At 72.7% G+C, this 14,308-nt stretch carries 10 protein-coding genes; 6 read left to right on the forward strand and 4 right to left on the reverse strand.

Annotated elements, in window-relative coordinates; all coding sequences use genetic code 11:
* Positions 1-28 precede the first annotated feature (28 nt).
* Both Actob_RS34885 and Actob_RS34890 read right to left on the reverse strand, forming a co-directional pair.
* Positions 29-1,384, reverse strand: coding sequence for a sensor histidine kinase (locus Actob_RS34885; protein ID WP_284916172.1), 1,356 nt, complete (start codon positions 1,382-1,384; stop codon positions 29-31).
* On the reverse strand, positions 1,377-2,069 hold the full coding sequence (locus tag Actob_RS34890; RefSeq protein WP_284916173.1) for a response regulator transcription factor: 693 nt from the start codon (positions 2,067-2,069) through the stop codon (positions 1,377-1,379). Before Actob_RS34890 ends, Actob_RS34885 begins: the two co-directional genes overlap by 8 nt.
* 425 nt (positions 2,070-2,494) lie before the next feature.
* Here Actob_RS34890 and Actob_RS34895 point away from each other — a divergent pair, with 425 nt between their 5' ends.
* The 3 genes from Actob_RS34895 (at position 2,495) to Actob_RS34905 (ending at position 6,520) form a co-directional block, all read left to right on the forward strand.
* The gene (locus tag Actob_RS34895; protein ID WP_284916174.1) at positions 2,495-4,225 is read left to right on the forward strand and encodes a hypothetical protein; all 1,731 of its coding nucleotides are present in this window, start codon (positions 2,495-2,497) and stop codon (positions 4,223-4,225) included.
* Between the two features lie 77 nt (positions 4,226-4,302).
* Positions 4,303-4,512, forward strand: a complete 210-nt coding sequence (locus tag Actob_RS34900) for a hypothetical protein (RefSeq protein ID WP_284916175.1) — start codon at positions 4,303-4,305, stop codon at positions 4,510-4,512.
* A 61-nt stretch (positions 4,513-4,573) separates the two neighbouring features.
* Positions 4,574-6,520, forward strand: coding sequence for a S8 family serine peptidase (locus tag Actob_RS34905; RefSeq protein WP_284916176.1), 1,947 nt, complete (start codon positions 4,574-4,576; stop codon positions 6,518-6,520).
* Between the two features lie 727 nt (positions 6,521-7,247).
* Here Actob_RS34905 and Actob_RS34910 read toward each other — a convergent pair.
* A complete protein-coding gene (locus Actob_RS34910) occupies positions 7,248-8,468 on the reverse strand; it encodes an exonuclease domain-containing protein (RefSeq protein ID WP_284916177.1) in 1,221 nt (406 codons plus the stop codon).
* A gap of 156 nt (positions 8,469-8,624) precedes the next feature.
* Between Actob_RS34910 and Actob_RS34915 the strand changes: the two genes are divergently transcribed.
* Entirely contained in the window at positions 8,625-9,623 is a 999-nt protein-coding gene (locus Actob_RS34915; protein WP_284916178.1) for a glutathione S-transferase family protein, read from the forward strand.
* A 151-nt stretch (positions 9,624-9,774) separates the two neighbouring features.
* Here Actob_RS34915 and Actob_RS34920 read toward each other — a convergent pair whose 3' ends face one another.
* Positions 9,775-10,263: a MarR family winged helix-turn-helix transcriptional regulator gene (locus Actob_RS34920; protein ID WP_284916179.1), complete on the reverse strand. Its 489-nt coding sequence runs from the start codon at positions 10,261-10,263 to the stop codon at positions 9,775-9,777.
* A 106-nt stretch (positions 10,264-10,369) separates the two neighbouring features.
* Here Actob_RS34920 and Actob_RS34925 point away from each other — a divergent pair, with 106 nt between their 5' ends.
* Positions 10,370-11,275, forward strand: a complete 906-nt coding sequence (locus Actob_RS34925) for an EamA family transporter (protein ID WP_284916180.1) — start codon at positions 10,370-10,372, stop codon at positions 11,273-11,275.
* A gap of 78 nt (positions 11,276-11,353) precedes the next feature.
* The gene (locus tag Actob_RS34930; protein ID WP_284916181.1) at positions 11,354-14,266 is read left to right on the forward strand and encodes an SWIM zinc finger family protein; all 2,913 of its coding nucleotides are present in this window, start codon (positions 11,354-11,356) and stop codon (positions 14,264-14,266) included.
* Positions 14,267-14,308: the final 42 nt, after the last annotated feature.

A 14,308-nucleotide genomic window follows, 5' to 3' on the forward strand; every position in this document is an offset into this window, starting at 1 on the left:
ACGATCCGCCCGCCCCGATCGGCCCACGTCAGCCGATTGTTCGAGTTCGGTAAGGCAGCTCCACGGTGAACATCGCCCCGCCCTCCGGGGCGTGGCCGGCCTCGATCCGCCCGCCGAGCCGCCCGACCAGCCGGGCCGCGAGCGCCAGTCCCAGCCCGCTGCCCACCTTGCGGATCCCCCGGTACCGCCGGTTCAGCGCGCCCCGTTCGAACGCCACCGCCAGGTCGTCGTCGCTGAACCCGGGCCCGCCGTCGCGTACCTCGATCACCCCGCCTGACGCACCGGCCCGCACCGCCAGCACCAGCGGCGCGCCGGCCGGTACCACCCGCAGCGCGTTCTCGCAGAGGCCGTCGAGCACCTGCCGGATCCGGCCCGGGTCGGTGTCCACGGTGACCGGGGCGTCCGGCAGCTCGACGGCGAGACCAGGCCCGTCCGCCGCGCACCGCGCCGACCAGGCCGTCCCGGCCTCCCGGACCAGCTCGACCAGGTCCACGGCGACCACGTCGATCGGCAGGTCGGCGGCCTCCAGCCGGGACAGCACCAGCAGGTCGGAGATCAGCCGGTCGAGCCGGTCCGCCTCACCGAGCATCGTCGCCCCGGCCTGCTGCGCACCGTCCGCGCCGACCACGCCGTCGGCGAGCGCCTCGGCGTAGCCGCGGATGGTGGCCAACGGCGTACGCAACTCGTGGGAGACGGACAACAAGAAGTCGCGCTCGCGGCCCTCGCTGGTCTGCAACGCCGCGGCCAGTTGGTTCACCGCCTCGGCGAGGCGGTGGGCCTCGGCCGGACCGTGCCGGGCGATCCGCACCGACCGGTCCCCGGCGGCCAGCCGGGTGGCCGCCGCCGCGGCCAGCTCGATCGGCCGGGTCAGGAACCGGGCCAGCAGCGCACCGGCCAGGATGCCGCCGAGCAGGCCGGCCAGCAGCGCCCACCAGACGCCGCCGAGCACCTGCCAGGCGACGCCGGAATCGGCCGGGCGGGTGAGCACCACGCCGGCGTCCACCCCGGGCAGCGGGCTGCCGGCCACGAACGACGCCCGGCCGCCGACCCGGGCCCGCACGTTCACCAGGGCGCCGCCGGTGACCTGGGCGATCACCCGGGGCGGCAGGCCGGGGCGGTCGGCGACGCCGCGCCGGATCACGTAGATCTCGATGTCGTCGCGGCGCAGCCGCTCCGCGATGTTCTCCCGGACCGCCGGGCGCCGATCGGTGAGCAACTGCACGGCGATCGCCGACTTCTCCACCAGCTCGGCGCGGACCTGAGCGTTCACCGAACGCACCGCGACCGGGACGGCGACCAGCGCGGTGACGATCACGGCGACCACCGCGGTGGCGACGGTGACCAGGACGGCGCGGCCGGTGAGCGTACGGAAGAAGTCACGCATCGGCGGTGTACCCGACGCCGCGCACCGTGCGGATCAGGCCGGCCGCCGCGCCGAGCTTGGCCCGCACCTGAGCCACGTGCACGTCGACGGTCCGGGTGCCGGCGTGCGAGGCGTAGCCCCAGACCGCGGCCAGCAACTCCTCCCGGGTGAACACCCGGCCGGGCCGGCCGAGCAGGTGGGCGAGCAGATCGAATTCGGTCGCGGTCAGCGTCAGCTGGTCGTTCCCCAGCTGCGCGGTCCGCCGGCTCTGGTCGAGGGTGAGCGGGCCGAGCGTGCGGACCCGATCGGTCTCCGGCGGGCCGGCCGCCCGGCGCAGCAGCGCCTTGACCCGGGTGACCAGCTCCCGCGGGCTGAACGGTTTCGTCACGTAGTCGTCGCCGCCCAGCTCGAGGCCGAGGATCCGGTCCACCTCGTCGTCCCGCGCGGTCAGGAAGATGACCGGGGTCCAGTCGCCGTCGGCGCGCATCCGTCGGCAGATCTCGGTGCCGTCCAGGCCGGGCAGCGCGATGTCCAGGATGCAGGCGACCGGGCGGAGCCGGCGGGCGGCGGCCAGGCCGGCCGGGCCGTCGTGCTCGACCTGCACGCCGAAGCCCTCCCGGCTCAGGTAGAGCCGCACCAGGTCGGCGATCGGCCGCTCGTCCTCGACGACCAGGACCAGTCCCTTGGAGGCGTCAGTCACCGACACATCATGCCGTCGTCGCGCCCGGGTGAATGTTCGGGCAACGTAAGGGACACAGCCGATCTTTCATGAGCAGCCCCTTCATATGATCCTGTTAATCTCCTTGAAATGATCTGAATGCTATTCGATCAGCGTTTTTATTGATCGTTGATTTTGCGGCAATCATCCGTACGGCCGATACAGACATCGAATAGATGATGGAACGCTAAGGTGGACGTCCAGACACCCCGGGGGCGAGTGCGGGTACCTCCTCGTGATCCCGTTTCTGCAGGACGGGATGCAGACCGGAAATCGATCAATCAATTATTTAGGGGCCTTGCCGATCACCGGCTGACGAGCCGCAGCGACCGCGACATTCCTATTGGAGTGGGCGCATGATTCGTCGCGCGTAGCGGCCGGTGACGGTTGCCCTTGAGGGGACGACGGAACCTATGTACGAACAGCAGATGTATCCACAGGGCGCGCAGTTCGCACCCCAGGGCGCCATCGGCCAGCAACTCGGCGGCATGCTCGGCGGCCTCGGCGGCGGCTACCTCGGACAGCAGGGCCTCGGCCAACAACTCGGCTCGATGCTCGGCAACTTCTTACCGTTCCAGGCCGGACCCCAGCAACAGCAACAGCAACAGCAACAACCCCAACAGCAACAACAGCCCCAACAGCAACAACAGCCCCAACAGCAGCAGCCGCAATTCGCACCCCAGGGCGCCATCGGCCAGCAGCTCGGCGGCATGCTCGGCGGCCTCGGCGGCGGCTACCTCGGACAGCAGGGCCTCGGCCAACAACTCGGCGGCATGCTCGGCAACCTCTTACCGTTCCAGGCCGGACCCCAGCAACAGCAACAACCCCAACAGCAGCAACAGCCCCAACAGCAGCAGCCGCAATTCGCACCCCAGGGCGCCATCGGCCAGCAGCTCGGCGGCATGCTCGGCGGCCTCGGCGGCGGCTACCTCGGACAGCAGGGCCTCGGCCAACAACTCGGCGGCATGCTCGGCAACCTCCTCCCCTTCCAAGCCGGACCCCAACAGCAGCAGCAGCCGCAGCCGCAGTTCGCCCCGCAAGGCGCCATCGGCCAGCAGCTCGGCGGCATGCTCGGCGGCCTCGGCGGCGGCTACCTCGGACAGCAGGGCCTCGGCCAGCAACTCGGCGGCATGCTCGGCAACCTCTTACCGTTCCAGGCCGGACCCCAGCAACAGCAACAACCCCAACAGCAGCAACAGCCCCAACAGCAGCAGCCGCAATTCGCACCCCAGGGCGCCATCGGCCAGCAGCTCGGCGGCATGCTCGGCGGCCTCGGCGGCGGCTACCTCGGACAGCAGGGCCTCGGCCAACAACTCGGCGGCATGCTCGGCAACCTCCTCCCCTTCCAAGCCGGACCCCAACAACAGCAACAGCCCCAACAGCAGCAACAACAGCCGCAGTTCGCCCCGCAAGGCGCCATCGGTCAGCAACTCGGCGGCATGCTCGGCGGCCTCGGCGGTGGCTACCTCGGACAGCAGGGCCTCGGCCAGCAACTCGGCGGCATGCTCGGCAACCTCCTCCCCTTCCAAGCCGGACCCCAGCAACAGCAACAACAGCAACCCCAACAGCAGCAACAGCCCCAACAGCAGCAGTTGTCTCCGCAGAGCCTGTTCGGCCAGCGGCTCAGCGACCTGCTCAGCGACCAGCCGGGCTTCCTCGGCAGTATCGGCTCGCCGGGTATCGGCAGCCCGGGCATCGGTTCGCCGATCAGCTCCATGGCGCCGTTCCAGGCGGGACCCCAGCAACAGCAGGCGCCGCAGTTCACTCCGCAGGGCATCTTCGGTGGCGCACTGGGCACCATCGCCGGCAACGCGCTCGGCGGCTACTTCGGCAACAGCGGTTTGGGCAGCACTATCGGTGGCATCGCCGGAGGCCTGCTGCCGTTCCAGGCCGGGCCGCAGCAGCAGCAGTCCCCGCCGTTCATTCCGCCGCATCTCAGCCAGTACATGACGCCAGGCGCACAGGGCGGCGGCCAGGGCTACGGCGCGCAAGGCGCCCAGGGCGGCTACGGCGCACAGGGCGCCCAGGGCGGCTACGGCGCACAGGGCGGCCAGGGCGGCTACGGCGCACAGGGCGGCTACGGCGGCCAGACGCCCACACCGCAGACCCAGCAGTTCCCCCAGATGGCAGGCGCGTTCAACTGATCGGACCGCGCGAAAACGCCGGATAAGGTCGTGGCGCCGGGCAACCCCGGCACCACGATCCGGCCGGGAGAAACCTCATGGACTTCCAGGAATACATTGCCACTGGCACCGAATTCAGTGAACTACTCGCCGCCGTCGACACGTTCCCCGACGTCACAGTCACAAAAAAGGCATCACGGTACGTCGTTTTCCAGGCGTACGAAAATGATGTCGAGTCATTGCGTAAACAGCTCGCCGGTAAATACACCATCGCACCCAACGCAAAGATCGAGCCATTAGACGAATAGCGCTGGTGGCCCTCTGCTCGAGGCGCCACCAGCGACGCACGCCTCATGCTGGGAGGAACGGATGCCCGAATCCGAAGGCCGCCGTGGATCGACAGCCCGCAGCCACCCCACCGCCGCGTCCACAGCGCTGCCGGAAATCCAGGAAATCCCGGTCGGCCCCCGCCCGACCGCCCAATACCTACTCGCCCCCCGGTCCCGGGCCAACGCCCGCCAGCTGGGCGTCCAGCCTCTGTCGGCCGGCATGCTGAACGCCGCGGTGCAGGGCCTCGACGTGGTCCGGCGGATTCAGCGCCCGCACGCCACCCTCGCCACCCTCGGCGTCGGGCACGGCGACGCCACCGACATCCTGGTGGCCAACATGGAGCCGGACCACGCGCAGCTCATCGCCGCCACCGCACCCCAGCTGGTGATCGGAGCCAACAGCGCGCTGACCTACGGCGGCGGCCCGGCCCTGATGCAGGACGCCTCGATGTTCGGCATGTTCCCGGCGGCCGCCGTGAAACCCAAGGAGATCCGCTTCAAGGTTCTCGGCGAGAACGACCGGCCGCTGGAGGGCGCCGTCGTCACCCTCACCGGCGACACCGTGCCGAGCCAGGGCACCACGAACTCCAAGGGCGAGGTCAACCTCGACCTTTACACCCTGCACGACCGGCCGGCCCGGTCGCTGTTCGTGATGCGCCCGGGCGGTTACTGGGACCTCTACCTGACCGAGCCGGCCGTCTCCGACGCCGCCGTCAACGTGGTCCGGCTGCGTGGTTACGCCGAGACGATCAGCGGCTTCCCGCGCGGCTACCAGCACGGGTGGGGCCAGCGGCTGATGGGCCTCGACCGCCTGAACCCGAACCTGCGCGGCGAGGGCGTCAAGGTGGCCATCATCGACTCCGGTGCGGACAACACCCACCCGCTGCTCAGCCACCTCAAGATCGGCCGCGACTTCACCAACGGCAACACCACCGCCTGGAGCAACGATCTGGTCGGGCACGGCTCACACTGCGCCGGCGTGATCGGCGCCCGATCCGAGGACCTGTTGCGTGGCTTCGTGCCGGACGCCGAGATCCACGTCTTGAAGGTCTTCCCGGGCGGCCGCTACGACAGCCTGATCGACGCGCTGGACTACTGCATCGACCACAACATCGACGTGGTCAACATGAGCCTCGGCGGCGACACCGAGATCAACGCGGTGGTCGAGGAGACCCTGACCGCCGCGGTCAACGCCGGGGTGGCCTGCATCGTGGCTGCCGGCAACTCCGGCGACGCGGTCAAGTACCCGGCCCGTTCGTCGTACTCGTTCGCGGTCTCCGCGGTCGGCAGCATCGGCGAGGTGCAGCCGAACACCTGGGACCGTTCCAACTTGCGCCCGCAGTTCCTCGCCGCGGACGGCATCTTCTCCCCGGCCTTCACCTGCTACGGCCCGGAGGTCGCGGTCTGCGCGCCGGGCGTGGCGATCATCTCGACCGTCCCGGGCGGCAACTTCGAATCCCAGTCCGGTACGTCGATGGCCGCACCGCACGTCACCGGCCTCGCCGCGCTGCTGCTCGCCCACCACCCGGTCTTCCGCCAGACCTTCGCGGCCCGCGGCCCGGCCCGCGTGGCCGGCCTGTTCAGCATGATCCGCTCGCTGTGCGCCCCGTACGGTTTCGGCCCGACCCGGGTCGGCGCCGGGATGCCGACCCTGGCGACCGTAGCGAGCCAGCTGGTCCCCGCCGGCCAGCCCGACTCGGCCACCGCCGGCCACCAGCCCACCCCGTCCGGAGCGCAGGGCTTCGCTCCCGGCCAGATCCCCACCCCGGCTCCCGCCATGGCCGGCATGATGGCTCCGCAGGCGGCCGGTCCGATGGCCGGCATGATGGCTCCGCAGGCGGCCGGTCCGATAGCCGGCGGATTCCTTCCCTTCGCCGCCGTACCCGGCCTGGTCCCGGTCCCGGTGGCCCCTACCGGATGGGTGTATGCACAACAGCAGACACCGCCGATCAACTGGCTCCTGGCCCAGGCCGGCATCCACTACTGACCCCCAACCCCAGCAAGGGCGCGGACCCCTCGGTCCGCGCCCTTCTCGCTGACCGCTCTCCCCTTCCCACCCCTTTCCGGTACGCCCTCAGCACCGCCCGCCGCATCCCCCGGCCTGCCGCTCTCCCACGCGCGGCGCTCTCGCCCGCCCCACACGGTGAGCGGGCCTTCCGCCGCCGGTCCCCGCACCCGGCGCTTTCGCCGGACGCCGCGATGAGCTGGACTTCCGCCGCTCGCGGCCGCCGCGCACGGCCCCGGCGGGGTGACACCCGATCAGGGGACTTGATCACCCAGCGGTCGCTCAGGTAATGCTCAACCTCCTGGGCACGCTCCCATTTCCGATTCCGGTGCTCGGAAAGCGCTCTCCCCCGTGCTATAAAGGCGGCGGCCCCAGCGTGGGCCGGCAGCGGGCTCAGGTCGCCTGGCGGCGCCGGTCGACGCGGCCGCGCGGCACAAGCCGGCTCCCAGGCCGGGCGAGGCGTCGCACACGGGGGGATGCCTCGCCCACCAAGCCGACCGAGGAGGGCCGCCCACCGGCCCCGGGTGGCCAGCCCAGCCACCATCCGGTGGGTGCTGATCGCGGAGCTGGGTGATCCTCGGCTCGGGCGTGGGCCACTTCGTGGGCGCGTCAGCCGCTGGCCGGTTACCTGGTGCTGGGCCTGCCCCCGGCACCGCGCCCGCGGCTCACCGGCGGCTCACCGGCACCGCGCCGGCGGCTCATCGGCGGCTCACCGGTGCGAGGAACTGAGCAGCGCTTCGAGCATCGCCTTGTAGGCGGCAGGGGTGACGATCGGGATGCCGTACTGGCGGGCCAGCTTGGCGGTGCCGGACATCGAGTCCGGGTCGGCGGCGACCAGCAGGCGGGTCTGCTTGGTGACCTTGCGGGCGGTCCGCAGGCCGTGGGTCAGGGCGTCGACCTCGAGGTGCTCGCGGGGCGGATGCAGGTTGCCGGTGAAGACCACCTGGTCGCCGGAGCTCAGCTGCCACTGGGTGACCTTCGCGGCGGGCCGGGCGGCCGCCTCGGCGAGGGCCCGGTCCACGTCGGCGCTGGTCAGGCCGAGGAGTTCGGCGACACCGTCGAGGTCGAGACGTTCGGCGCGGGTCAGGACCTGGTCGGCGAGGGCCACCGCGGCCAGCCCGGACAGGTACCGGTGGTGCAGCACCTCGGCGTCGGCCCGGGACAGGCCGAGCTTGCCGGCGGCGGCGACCAGCTGGTCCGCCTCGCTGGCCGAGATGTGCCTGTCCAGCAGCACCCCGTCGAGCAGGGCCGAGTACGCGTCGGCCGCCGGGTTCAGCTGCCGGGGCAGGTGGTCGACGAGGCGGGTGAGGAAATGTGGGTCACGTTCCCGGGAGCGGCCGCGGGTCACCGGGGCGACGCCGGTCAGCGGCAGCGCGGGCCAGTCCGCCTGCCGCGCCTCGTCGATCAGCTCGGCCCACGGCGGCGGGTCGCCAGCCCGCTCCAGGTAATAGGTGAGCAGCTCGGCCGCGGCGCGAGCGCCGTGCAGGGCGGAGAACTCGCGATGGGCGGGCAGGCCGGCGGCGGCGCGGCAGGCGGTGAGGCTGCGCGACGCGGCCGGCAGGAAGTGCCCGGCCAGGCGCATGGTGCACAGACCACGCTCGTCGCCGACCGGGACGGTCACGCCGAGCTTGCCGAACTCGGCGACCAGGAAGCCGGCGTCGAAGAGGAGGTTGTGCGCGACCACGAGGTGTCCGGCCAGGCGGGCGGCAACCTCGCCGGCCAGGTCGGCGAAGCGCGGGGCGCGCCGGGCCTCGGCACCGGTGATGCCGTGCAGCTCCTGCGGGCCGAGGTCACGGTCCGGGTTGACCAGGGTGCACCACTCGTCCAGCACCTTGCCCGACGGGTCCAGCCGGACGACGGCGATCTCGACGACCCGGTCGTGCCAGCTGATTTTGGTGCCGGTGGTCTGGAGGTCGACGACGGCATACATGGGAACGAAATTAGGCGACCGCTCCGGCCCGACGCCAGCAGGCCCCGGGGCGGGACCGCCGAGGACGGTCCGGCGAGCCGCGCGGGCGATACGCGTACCGGAAATGGTCTTGGGTTTGGCGGTGAGCCGGGAGCGGATCGTGGGCAGGATGCATCTATGACTTCCGGTGAGTTCTCGCGTGACCAGCGTTACATCGCCACCCGGATCACCGCGGACGGGCGGGACGGCTATCCGGTGGAGCCGGGGCGGTACCGGCTGGTGGTGAGCCGGGCCTGCCCGTGGGCGAACCGGGCGATCATCGTGCGGCGGCTGCTCGGGCTGGAGGACGTGCTGTCGATGGGCGTCGCCGGGCCGACGCACGACGAGCGCAGCTGGACCTTCGACCTCGATCCGGGCGGGCGGGATCCGGTGCTCGGGATCGAGCGGCTGCAGGAGGCGTTCCTCCGGCGGTTCCCCGACTACCAGAAAGGGATCACCGTCCCGGCGATCGTGGACGTGCCGTCCGGCGCGGTGGTCACCAACGACTTCGCGCAGATCACCATCGACCTGTCGCTGGAGTGGGCCAAACATCACCGGGCCGGGGCGCCGCGGCTCTATCCGGCGGAGTTGCGAGCCGAGATCGACGAGGTCAACGCGGTGATCTACGAGGACGTCAACAACGGCGTCTACCGGGCCGGGTTCGCGACGTCGCAGGAGGCCTACGAGAAGGCCTATCACCGGCTGTTCGAGCGACTCGACTGGTTGTCCGCCCGGCTGGCGGGACAGCGGTACCTGGTCGGCGACACGATCACCGAGGCGGACGTGCGGCTGTTCACGACGCTGGCCCGGTTCGACGCGGTCTATCACGGACACTTCAAGTGCAATCGGCAGAAGCTCAGCGAGATGCCGGTGCTCTGGGCCTACGCGCGAGACCTGTTCCAGACGCCGGGCTTCGGCGACACCATCGACTTCGTGCACATCAAGCAGCACTATTACGAGGTGCACCGGATGATCAACCCGACCGGGGTGGTGCCGGCCGGGCCGGACCTCCGCGGCTGGCTGACGCCGCACGGCCGGGAGTCGCTGGGCGGGCGGCCGTTCGGCGACGGGACTCCCCCGCCACCGCCGAGCCCGGCGGAGACGGTGCTGCCCGGGCACGGCGCCGGCGGGAGCTGACCGCCTCGGCGGCGGGCGGCGCATCGACACGGGACAACATCGCTCACCGTGCTGCGGTAGACCCGCCGGTGCCGGCGCTGACCGGCGGCCCCAGCCGGCGCACGATTCAAGCCGGCGCTGCGGCGCTGAACGCGGCTGACCGGAAACCAACTCAGAGGCCGGTCAGGACCTCGCGGAGCAGCGCGGCGAGCTGCTCCTGGCGCGCCGGGGCGAGGTGGGACAGCAGTCGCTGCTGCTCCGCCAGGCCCGCCGCCACCGCCTGATCGGCCAGCTGGAAGCCCTGGTCGGTGAGGCGCACCAGGACACCGCGGCGATCCCCCGGGTCGGGTGACCGAGCCACCAGACCCGCTTTCTCCAGACGGTCCAGCCGAGCCGTGGTGCCGCCGGTGCTCAGCATCATCGAGGCCGCCAGGGCCCCCGGCGAGAGCTGGAACGGTGCGCCGGAGCGGCGCAGGGTGGCCAGCACGTCGAACTCGGGCCGTCCGATCCCGTAGGCCGCGTAGGCCCGCTCCGTCGTGTCCGCCGCGATCCGGGCGATGCGCTGGATGCGCCCGAAGATGCCCATCGCCGTGGTCTCCAGGTCGGGGCGTTCGGTGGCCCACTGGGCCAGGATCCGGTCGACGCCGTCGGGTTCGCTCATGCCGCCATTTTCCTCCATCACTCGATGCAAAGCTTCTCGACATGAGTTATCTTTACGTCGAGATACTTTTCATCGAGATAACGGCGCCGAGCCGAGGGGGTTCGTCATGCGGGTTCTGCTGGTCACAGCGCTCACCCCAGCGGTCTGGGGGACGACGTATGCGATCACCACCGAGTTCCTGCCGCCCGGGCGACCCCTGCTGGCCGGGGTGCTGCGGGCGCTGCCGGCCGGCCTGCTGCTGCTGGCGATCACCCGTGAGCTGCCCCGCGGCGCCTGGTGGTGGAAGTCGGCGGTGCTCGGCGCGCTGAACATCGGGCTCTTCTTCGCGCTGTTGTTCGTCAGCGCCTACCGGCTGCCCGGTGGCATGGCCGCCGTGCTCGGGGCGGTGCAGCCGCTGCTGGTGGCCGGGCTGTCCGCTGTGGTGCTCGGCGAGCGCGCTGCCTTGCGTACCGTGATCGCGGGTGTGCTCGGCGCCGTCGGCGTCGCCCTCGCGGTCCTGACCGCGACCATCCACCTCGACCCGATCGGGATTCTGGCCGGCCTCGCCGGCGCCGCCTCGATGGCGATCGGCCTGGTGCTGACCAAGCGGTGGGGCCGGCCCGGGGTGTCGCTGCTGACCTCGACCGGCTGGCAGCTGACCGCGGGCGGCCTCACGCTCATCCCGATCATGCTGGCCGCCGAGGGATTGCCGGCCAGGCTGACCGGCGAAAACCTCTTCGGGTACGGCTATCTGGCCCTGATCGGGACCGCGCTCGCCTACACCCTGTGGTTCCGCGGCCTGGAACGCCTGCCGGCCACCCGGGTGTCGCTGCTGAGCCTCCTCTCCCCGGTCACCGCCACCGTGATCGGCTGGGCGGTGCTCGGCCAGTCGCTGACCCTCGTGCAGGTCAGCGGGATGGTGCTGGCTTTCGGCGCGGTGCTGTGGGGACAGTCGGCGCAGGTCCGCGTTCGTCACGACGCGCCGCATCGCCCGGCCGATCGCGTCGGTGGTCACCACGCGACGCGGCGCTAGCCGAGCCTCTCTGCCGAGGTCCTCAGCACGCCCTGCGGCACCGGCGGTTTTGTCGTACCCCGGGCCTAGGGTCGTCACGTGCCCATTGAACGATGGTCCGTCGCCCAGGCCGAGTCGCTCGCCCCCGACCCCGCCGCACTGAAACGCGCGCGGAGCGTGTCCGGGCAGTTCGGCGCCACCGGCACGCTCGACCAGATCGTCTGGGGCCTGGTCCGGGGTTATCAGGTGGCCGCCGACCTGGCCGGTCCCGCGTTCAAGTGCTCCTGTCCGAGCTTCCGGGCGCCGTGCAAGCACGCGGTCGGCCTGGTGCTGCACTGGGCCGAGGCGGGCGCCGGCGACCATCCGGCGCCGGACTGGGTGACCACCTGGCAGACCGCCCGCGCCGCCCGGGCCAAGGCGAGGACGTCGCCGCCCGATCCGGTCGCCGCCGCGAAACGCGCCCGGGAGCGCGCCGAGCGGGTCGCCGGCGGCCTGGCCGAGCTGCGCCGCTGGCTCGACGACCAGATCGAGCAGGGTCTGGCCGGGCTGGGCCGGCGCGGTCACCAGGCGTTCGAGCCGATGGCCGCGCGGCTGGTCGACGCGCAGGCGCCGGGCGCGGCGAGCGCGGTCCGCCGGCTCGGTGGCATCGCCGGCATCGGCCCGCAGTGGGCCGACCGGCTGCTCGGCGAGCTGGCCACGCTGCATCTGCTGGTCGCCGGTCACGCCCGGCTGGGCGCGCTCGACCCGGCGATGGCGGCCACCGTCCGGTCCCGGATCGGCTTCCCCACCCCGGCCGAGGAGGTGCTGGCCGGCCCCCGGGCCAGCGATCGCTGGCAGGTGCTCGGGCAGGTCGACAGCGACGACGGCGCGCTGACCACCCGGCGCACCTGGCTGCACGGTGCGGCGACGTCGCGGTTCGCGCTGGTGCTGTCGTTCGCCGCGCCCGGCCAGTCGCTCGCCGCCGACCTGGTCCCGGGCACCGAGTTCCGGGGTGACCTCTGCTTCTATCCGGGTGCGGCGCCGCTGCGCGCCCTGGTCGCCGACCGCACGAGCGCGGCCGAGCCGTTCGGCTCGCCGGATGGCGCCGGGTCGGTGCGCGCCGCTCTGTCCCGCTGGTCCCGGCTCCTCGCCGACGACCCTTTCCGGTACGACGGTCCCCTCCTCCTAGCCGGCGTCACCCCGACCGGGGACGGCTGGCTGGTGGATCCGTCAGGTGACGCGTTGCCGCTGGCCGCCGGCCATCGGGAGCCGTGGTGGCTGCTGGCCGCCGCGGGTGGCCGGCCGGCCTCGGTGGCCGCGGAGTGGTCGCCGGGCGGGCTGCGGCCCCTGGCGGCCTGGGTCGGCGGGGCCTTCGTCCCGGCCGGGCCACCGGTGCCCGATCCCGGTGCGCCACGCCAGGCCGAGCTGCCGCCGGAGATGCTGGCGGCCGCGCTGGTGGGGACCGCCCGGCGGCCCTGGCAGGCCGAGTCGGTGCGGGTCGGGCCGGTCACCGTCGGGATCGGTCCCGACGCGCTGTCGCCGGTCGAGCCGGTCACCGCCGGGGTCGCTCCCGACGCGCTGTCGCCGGTCGAGCCGGTCACCGTCGGGATCGGTCACGACGCGCTGTCGCCGGTCGGCCTGCTCGACGCCGCGGCCGTCGCCCTCACCACCCGGCGGGCCGGCTTCCTGCCGGTGACCGGGCGGTCGCCGGTCGAGCCGGCCCCGGAGGAGACCGAGCCGCCGCTGCCGGTCGCCGCCGGCGTGCGGCTGTCCCGGATCCTTCGCGGTGGCACCCCGGGCGGGGCGCACCTGGAGCAGGAGCTGCTGGCCCAGTGGCTGGCCGCTGCCGTCGCCCGGGGCGGCGTGGTCCCGCCGGTGCTGCTGCCGGAGCTGCTCGACGCGGCGCGGCGGAACACCACGGTGCGCTCCGGCGTGGCCCGGGTCGCCGGGCGGCGCGGCGCCTGGCTGGCCTGGCAGCGACCGGACTGGGGCTGGCTGCTCGACGAGGCCACCCCGGTCACCGTCACCGACTGGACCACCGCCACCGGCACCGAGCGCCTCGGTCACCTGATCACCCTGCGCCGCACCGACCCCGCCCAGGCCCGCCGGCTGGTGGAGAGCACCTGGGGCGCCGACTCCTCGGAGAACCGCGCCCGCTTCCTCGGCACCTTCGCCGACGGGCTCGCGGCGGACGACGAGGACCTGCTGGAGCGCGCCCTGGACGACCGCCGCAAGGAGGTCCGGCAGACCGCCGTCGAGCTGCTGCGCCGGCTGCCCGCCTCGGCGCTCGCCGCGCGGATGCGGGACCGGGCGCACGCCGCGGTGCGCCTGCTGCCCGGCGACCCGGCCCGGCTCGTCGTGGAGCCACCCGACCGGCTCGACGACGACCTGCGGCGGGACGGGGTGGGCGCCACCCCGGCGCACGGCATCGGGGCGAGCGCCTGGCTGCTGGAGGAGGTGGTCGCCGGCGCGCCGCTGGCCTCCTGGGCCGACCTGGAGCCGGTCGGCTATCTCGCGCTGGCCAGGGGGAACGACTGGGCCACCCCGCTGCTGCACGGCTGGGCCAAAGCGGCCATCGCGCAGGGTGACGCCCGCTGGGCGGCCGCGTTGCTGGCCACCGACGCCGGCGTGCTGCGCGAGGCGGTCCGCTGGGATCTGCATCTGGTGCTGCCGCCGGACGCGCTGGCCCGGCTGGCCGCCGAGGCGCTGCGTGCCGAGGACGGCACGGCGCACCGGCTGCTCGCGCTGCATCCCGGTCCGTGGCCGGAGCCGCTGAGCGTCACGGTGCTGGAGACGATCGCCACCCGGGCGCGGACCGACCGGCACACCTGGCAGCTCGGCGAGCTGTGCCGGACGGCCGCCCTGGCGATGCCGCCGGACTATGCCGACCTCACCGGGCGGCTCGCCACCCAGCTGGAGCCGGAGCTCGACGCCGGCCGGGTCCGCCCGGTCGCCGACCTGGCCCGCACCCTGGCCTTCCGCGCCGAGATGCGGGCCGAGCTGGCGCCGGAAAGTGTCACACCCGGGCAGTAAGTTGCTGTTCGAGCCACCTTCCGGACTGACGACTCAGGAGTT

The sequence above is a fragment of the Actinoplanes oblitus genome (genome assembly GCF_030252345.1).
GTDB lineage: Bacteria > Actinomycetota > Actinomycetes > Mycobacteriales > Micromonosporaceae > Actinoplanes > Actinoplanes oblitus.

Excerpts from the sequence above, each read along its gene's own strand:
- Actob_RS34920 (WP_284916179.1), bottom strand. The coding sequence starts at position 10,263 with ATGAGCGAACCCGACGGCGTCGACCGGATCCTGGCCCAGTGGGCCACC.
- Actob_RS34885 (WP_284916172.1), bottom strand. The coding sequence starts at position 1,384 with ATGCGTGACTTCTTCCGTACGCTCACCGGCCGCGCCGTCCTGGTCACC.
- Actob_RS34905 (WP_284916176.1), top strand. The coding sequence starts at position 4,574 with ATGCCCGAATCCGAAGGCCGCCGTGGATCGACAGCCCGCAGCCACCCC.
- Actob_RS34910 (WP_284916177.1), bottom strand. The coding sequence starts at position 8,468 with ATGTATGCCGTCGTCGACCTCCAGACCACCGGCACCAAAATCAGCTGG.
- Actob_RS34900 (WP_284916175.1), top strand. The coding sequence starts at position 4,303 with ATGGACTTCCAGGAATACATTGCCACTGGCACCGAATTCAGTGAACTA.
- Actob_RS34915 (WP_284916178.1), top strand. The coding sequence starts at position 8,625 with ATGACTTCCGGTGAGTTCTCGCGTGACCAGCGTTACATCGCCACCCGG.
- Actob_RS34895 (WP_284916174.1), top strand. The coding sequence starts at position 2,495 with ATGTACGAACAGCAGATGTATCCACAGGGCGCGCAGTTCGCACCCCAG.
- Actob_RS34925 (WP_284916180.1), top strand. The coding sequence starts at position 10,370 with ATGCGGGTTCTGCTGGTCACAGCGCTCACCCCAGCGGTCTGGGGGACG.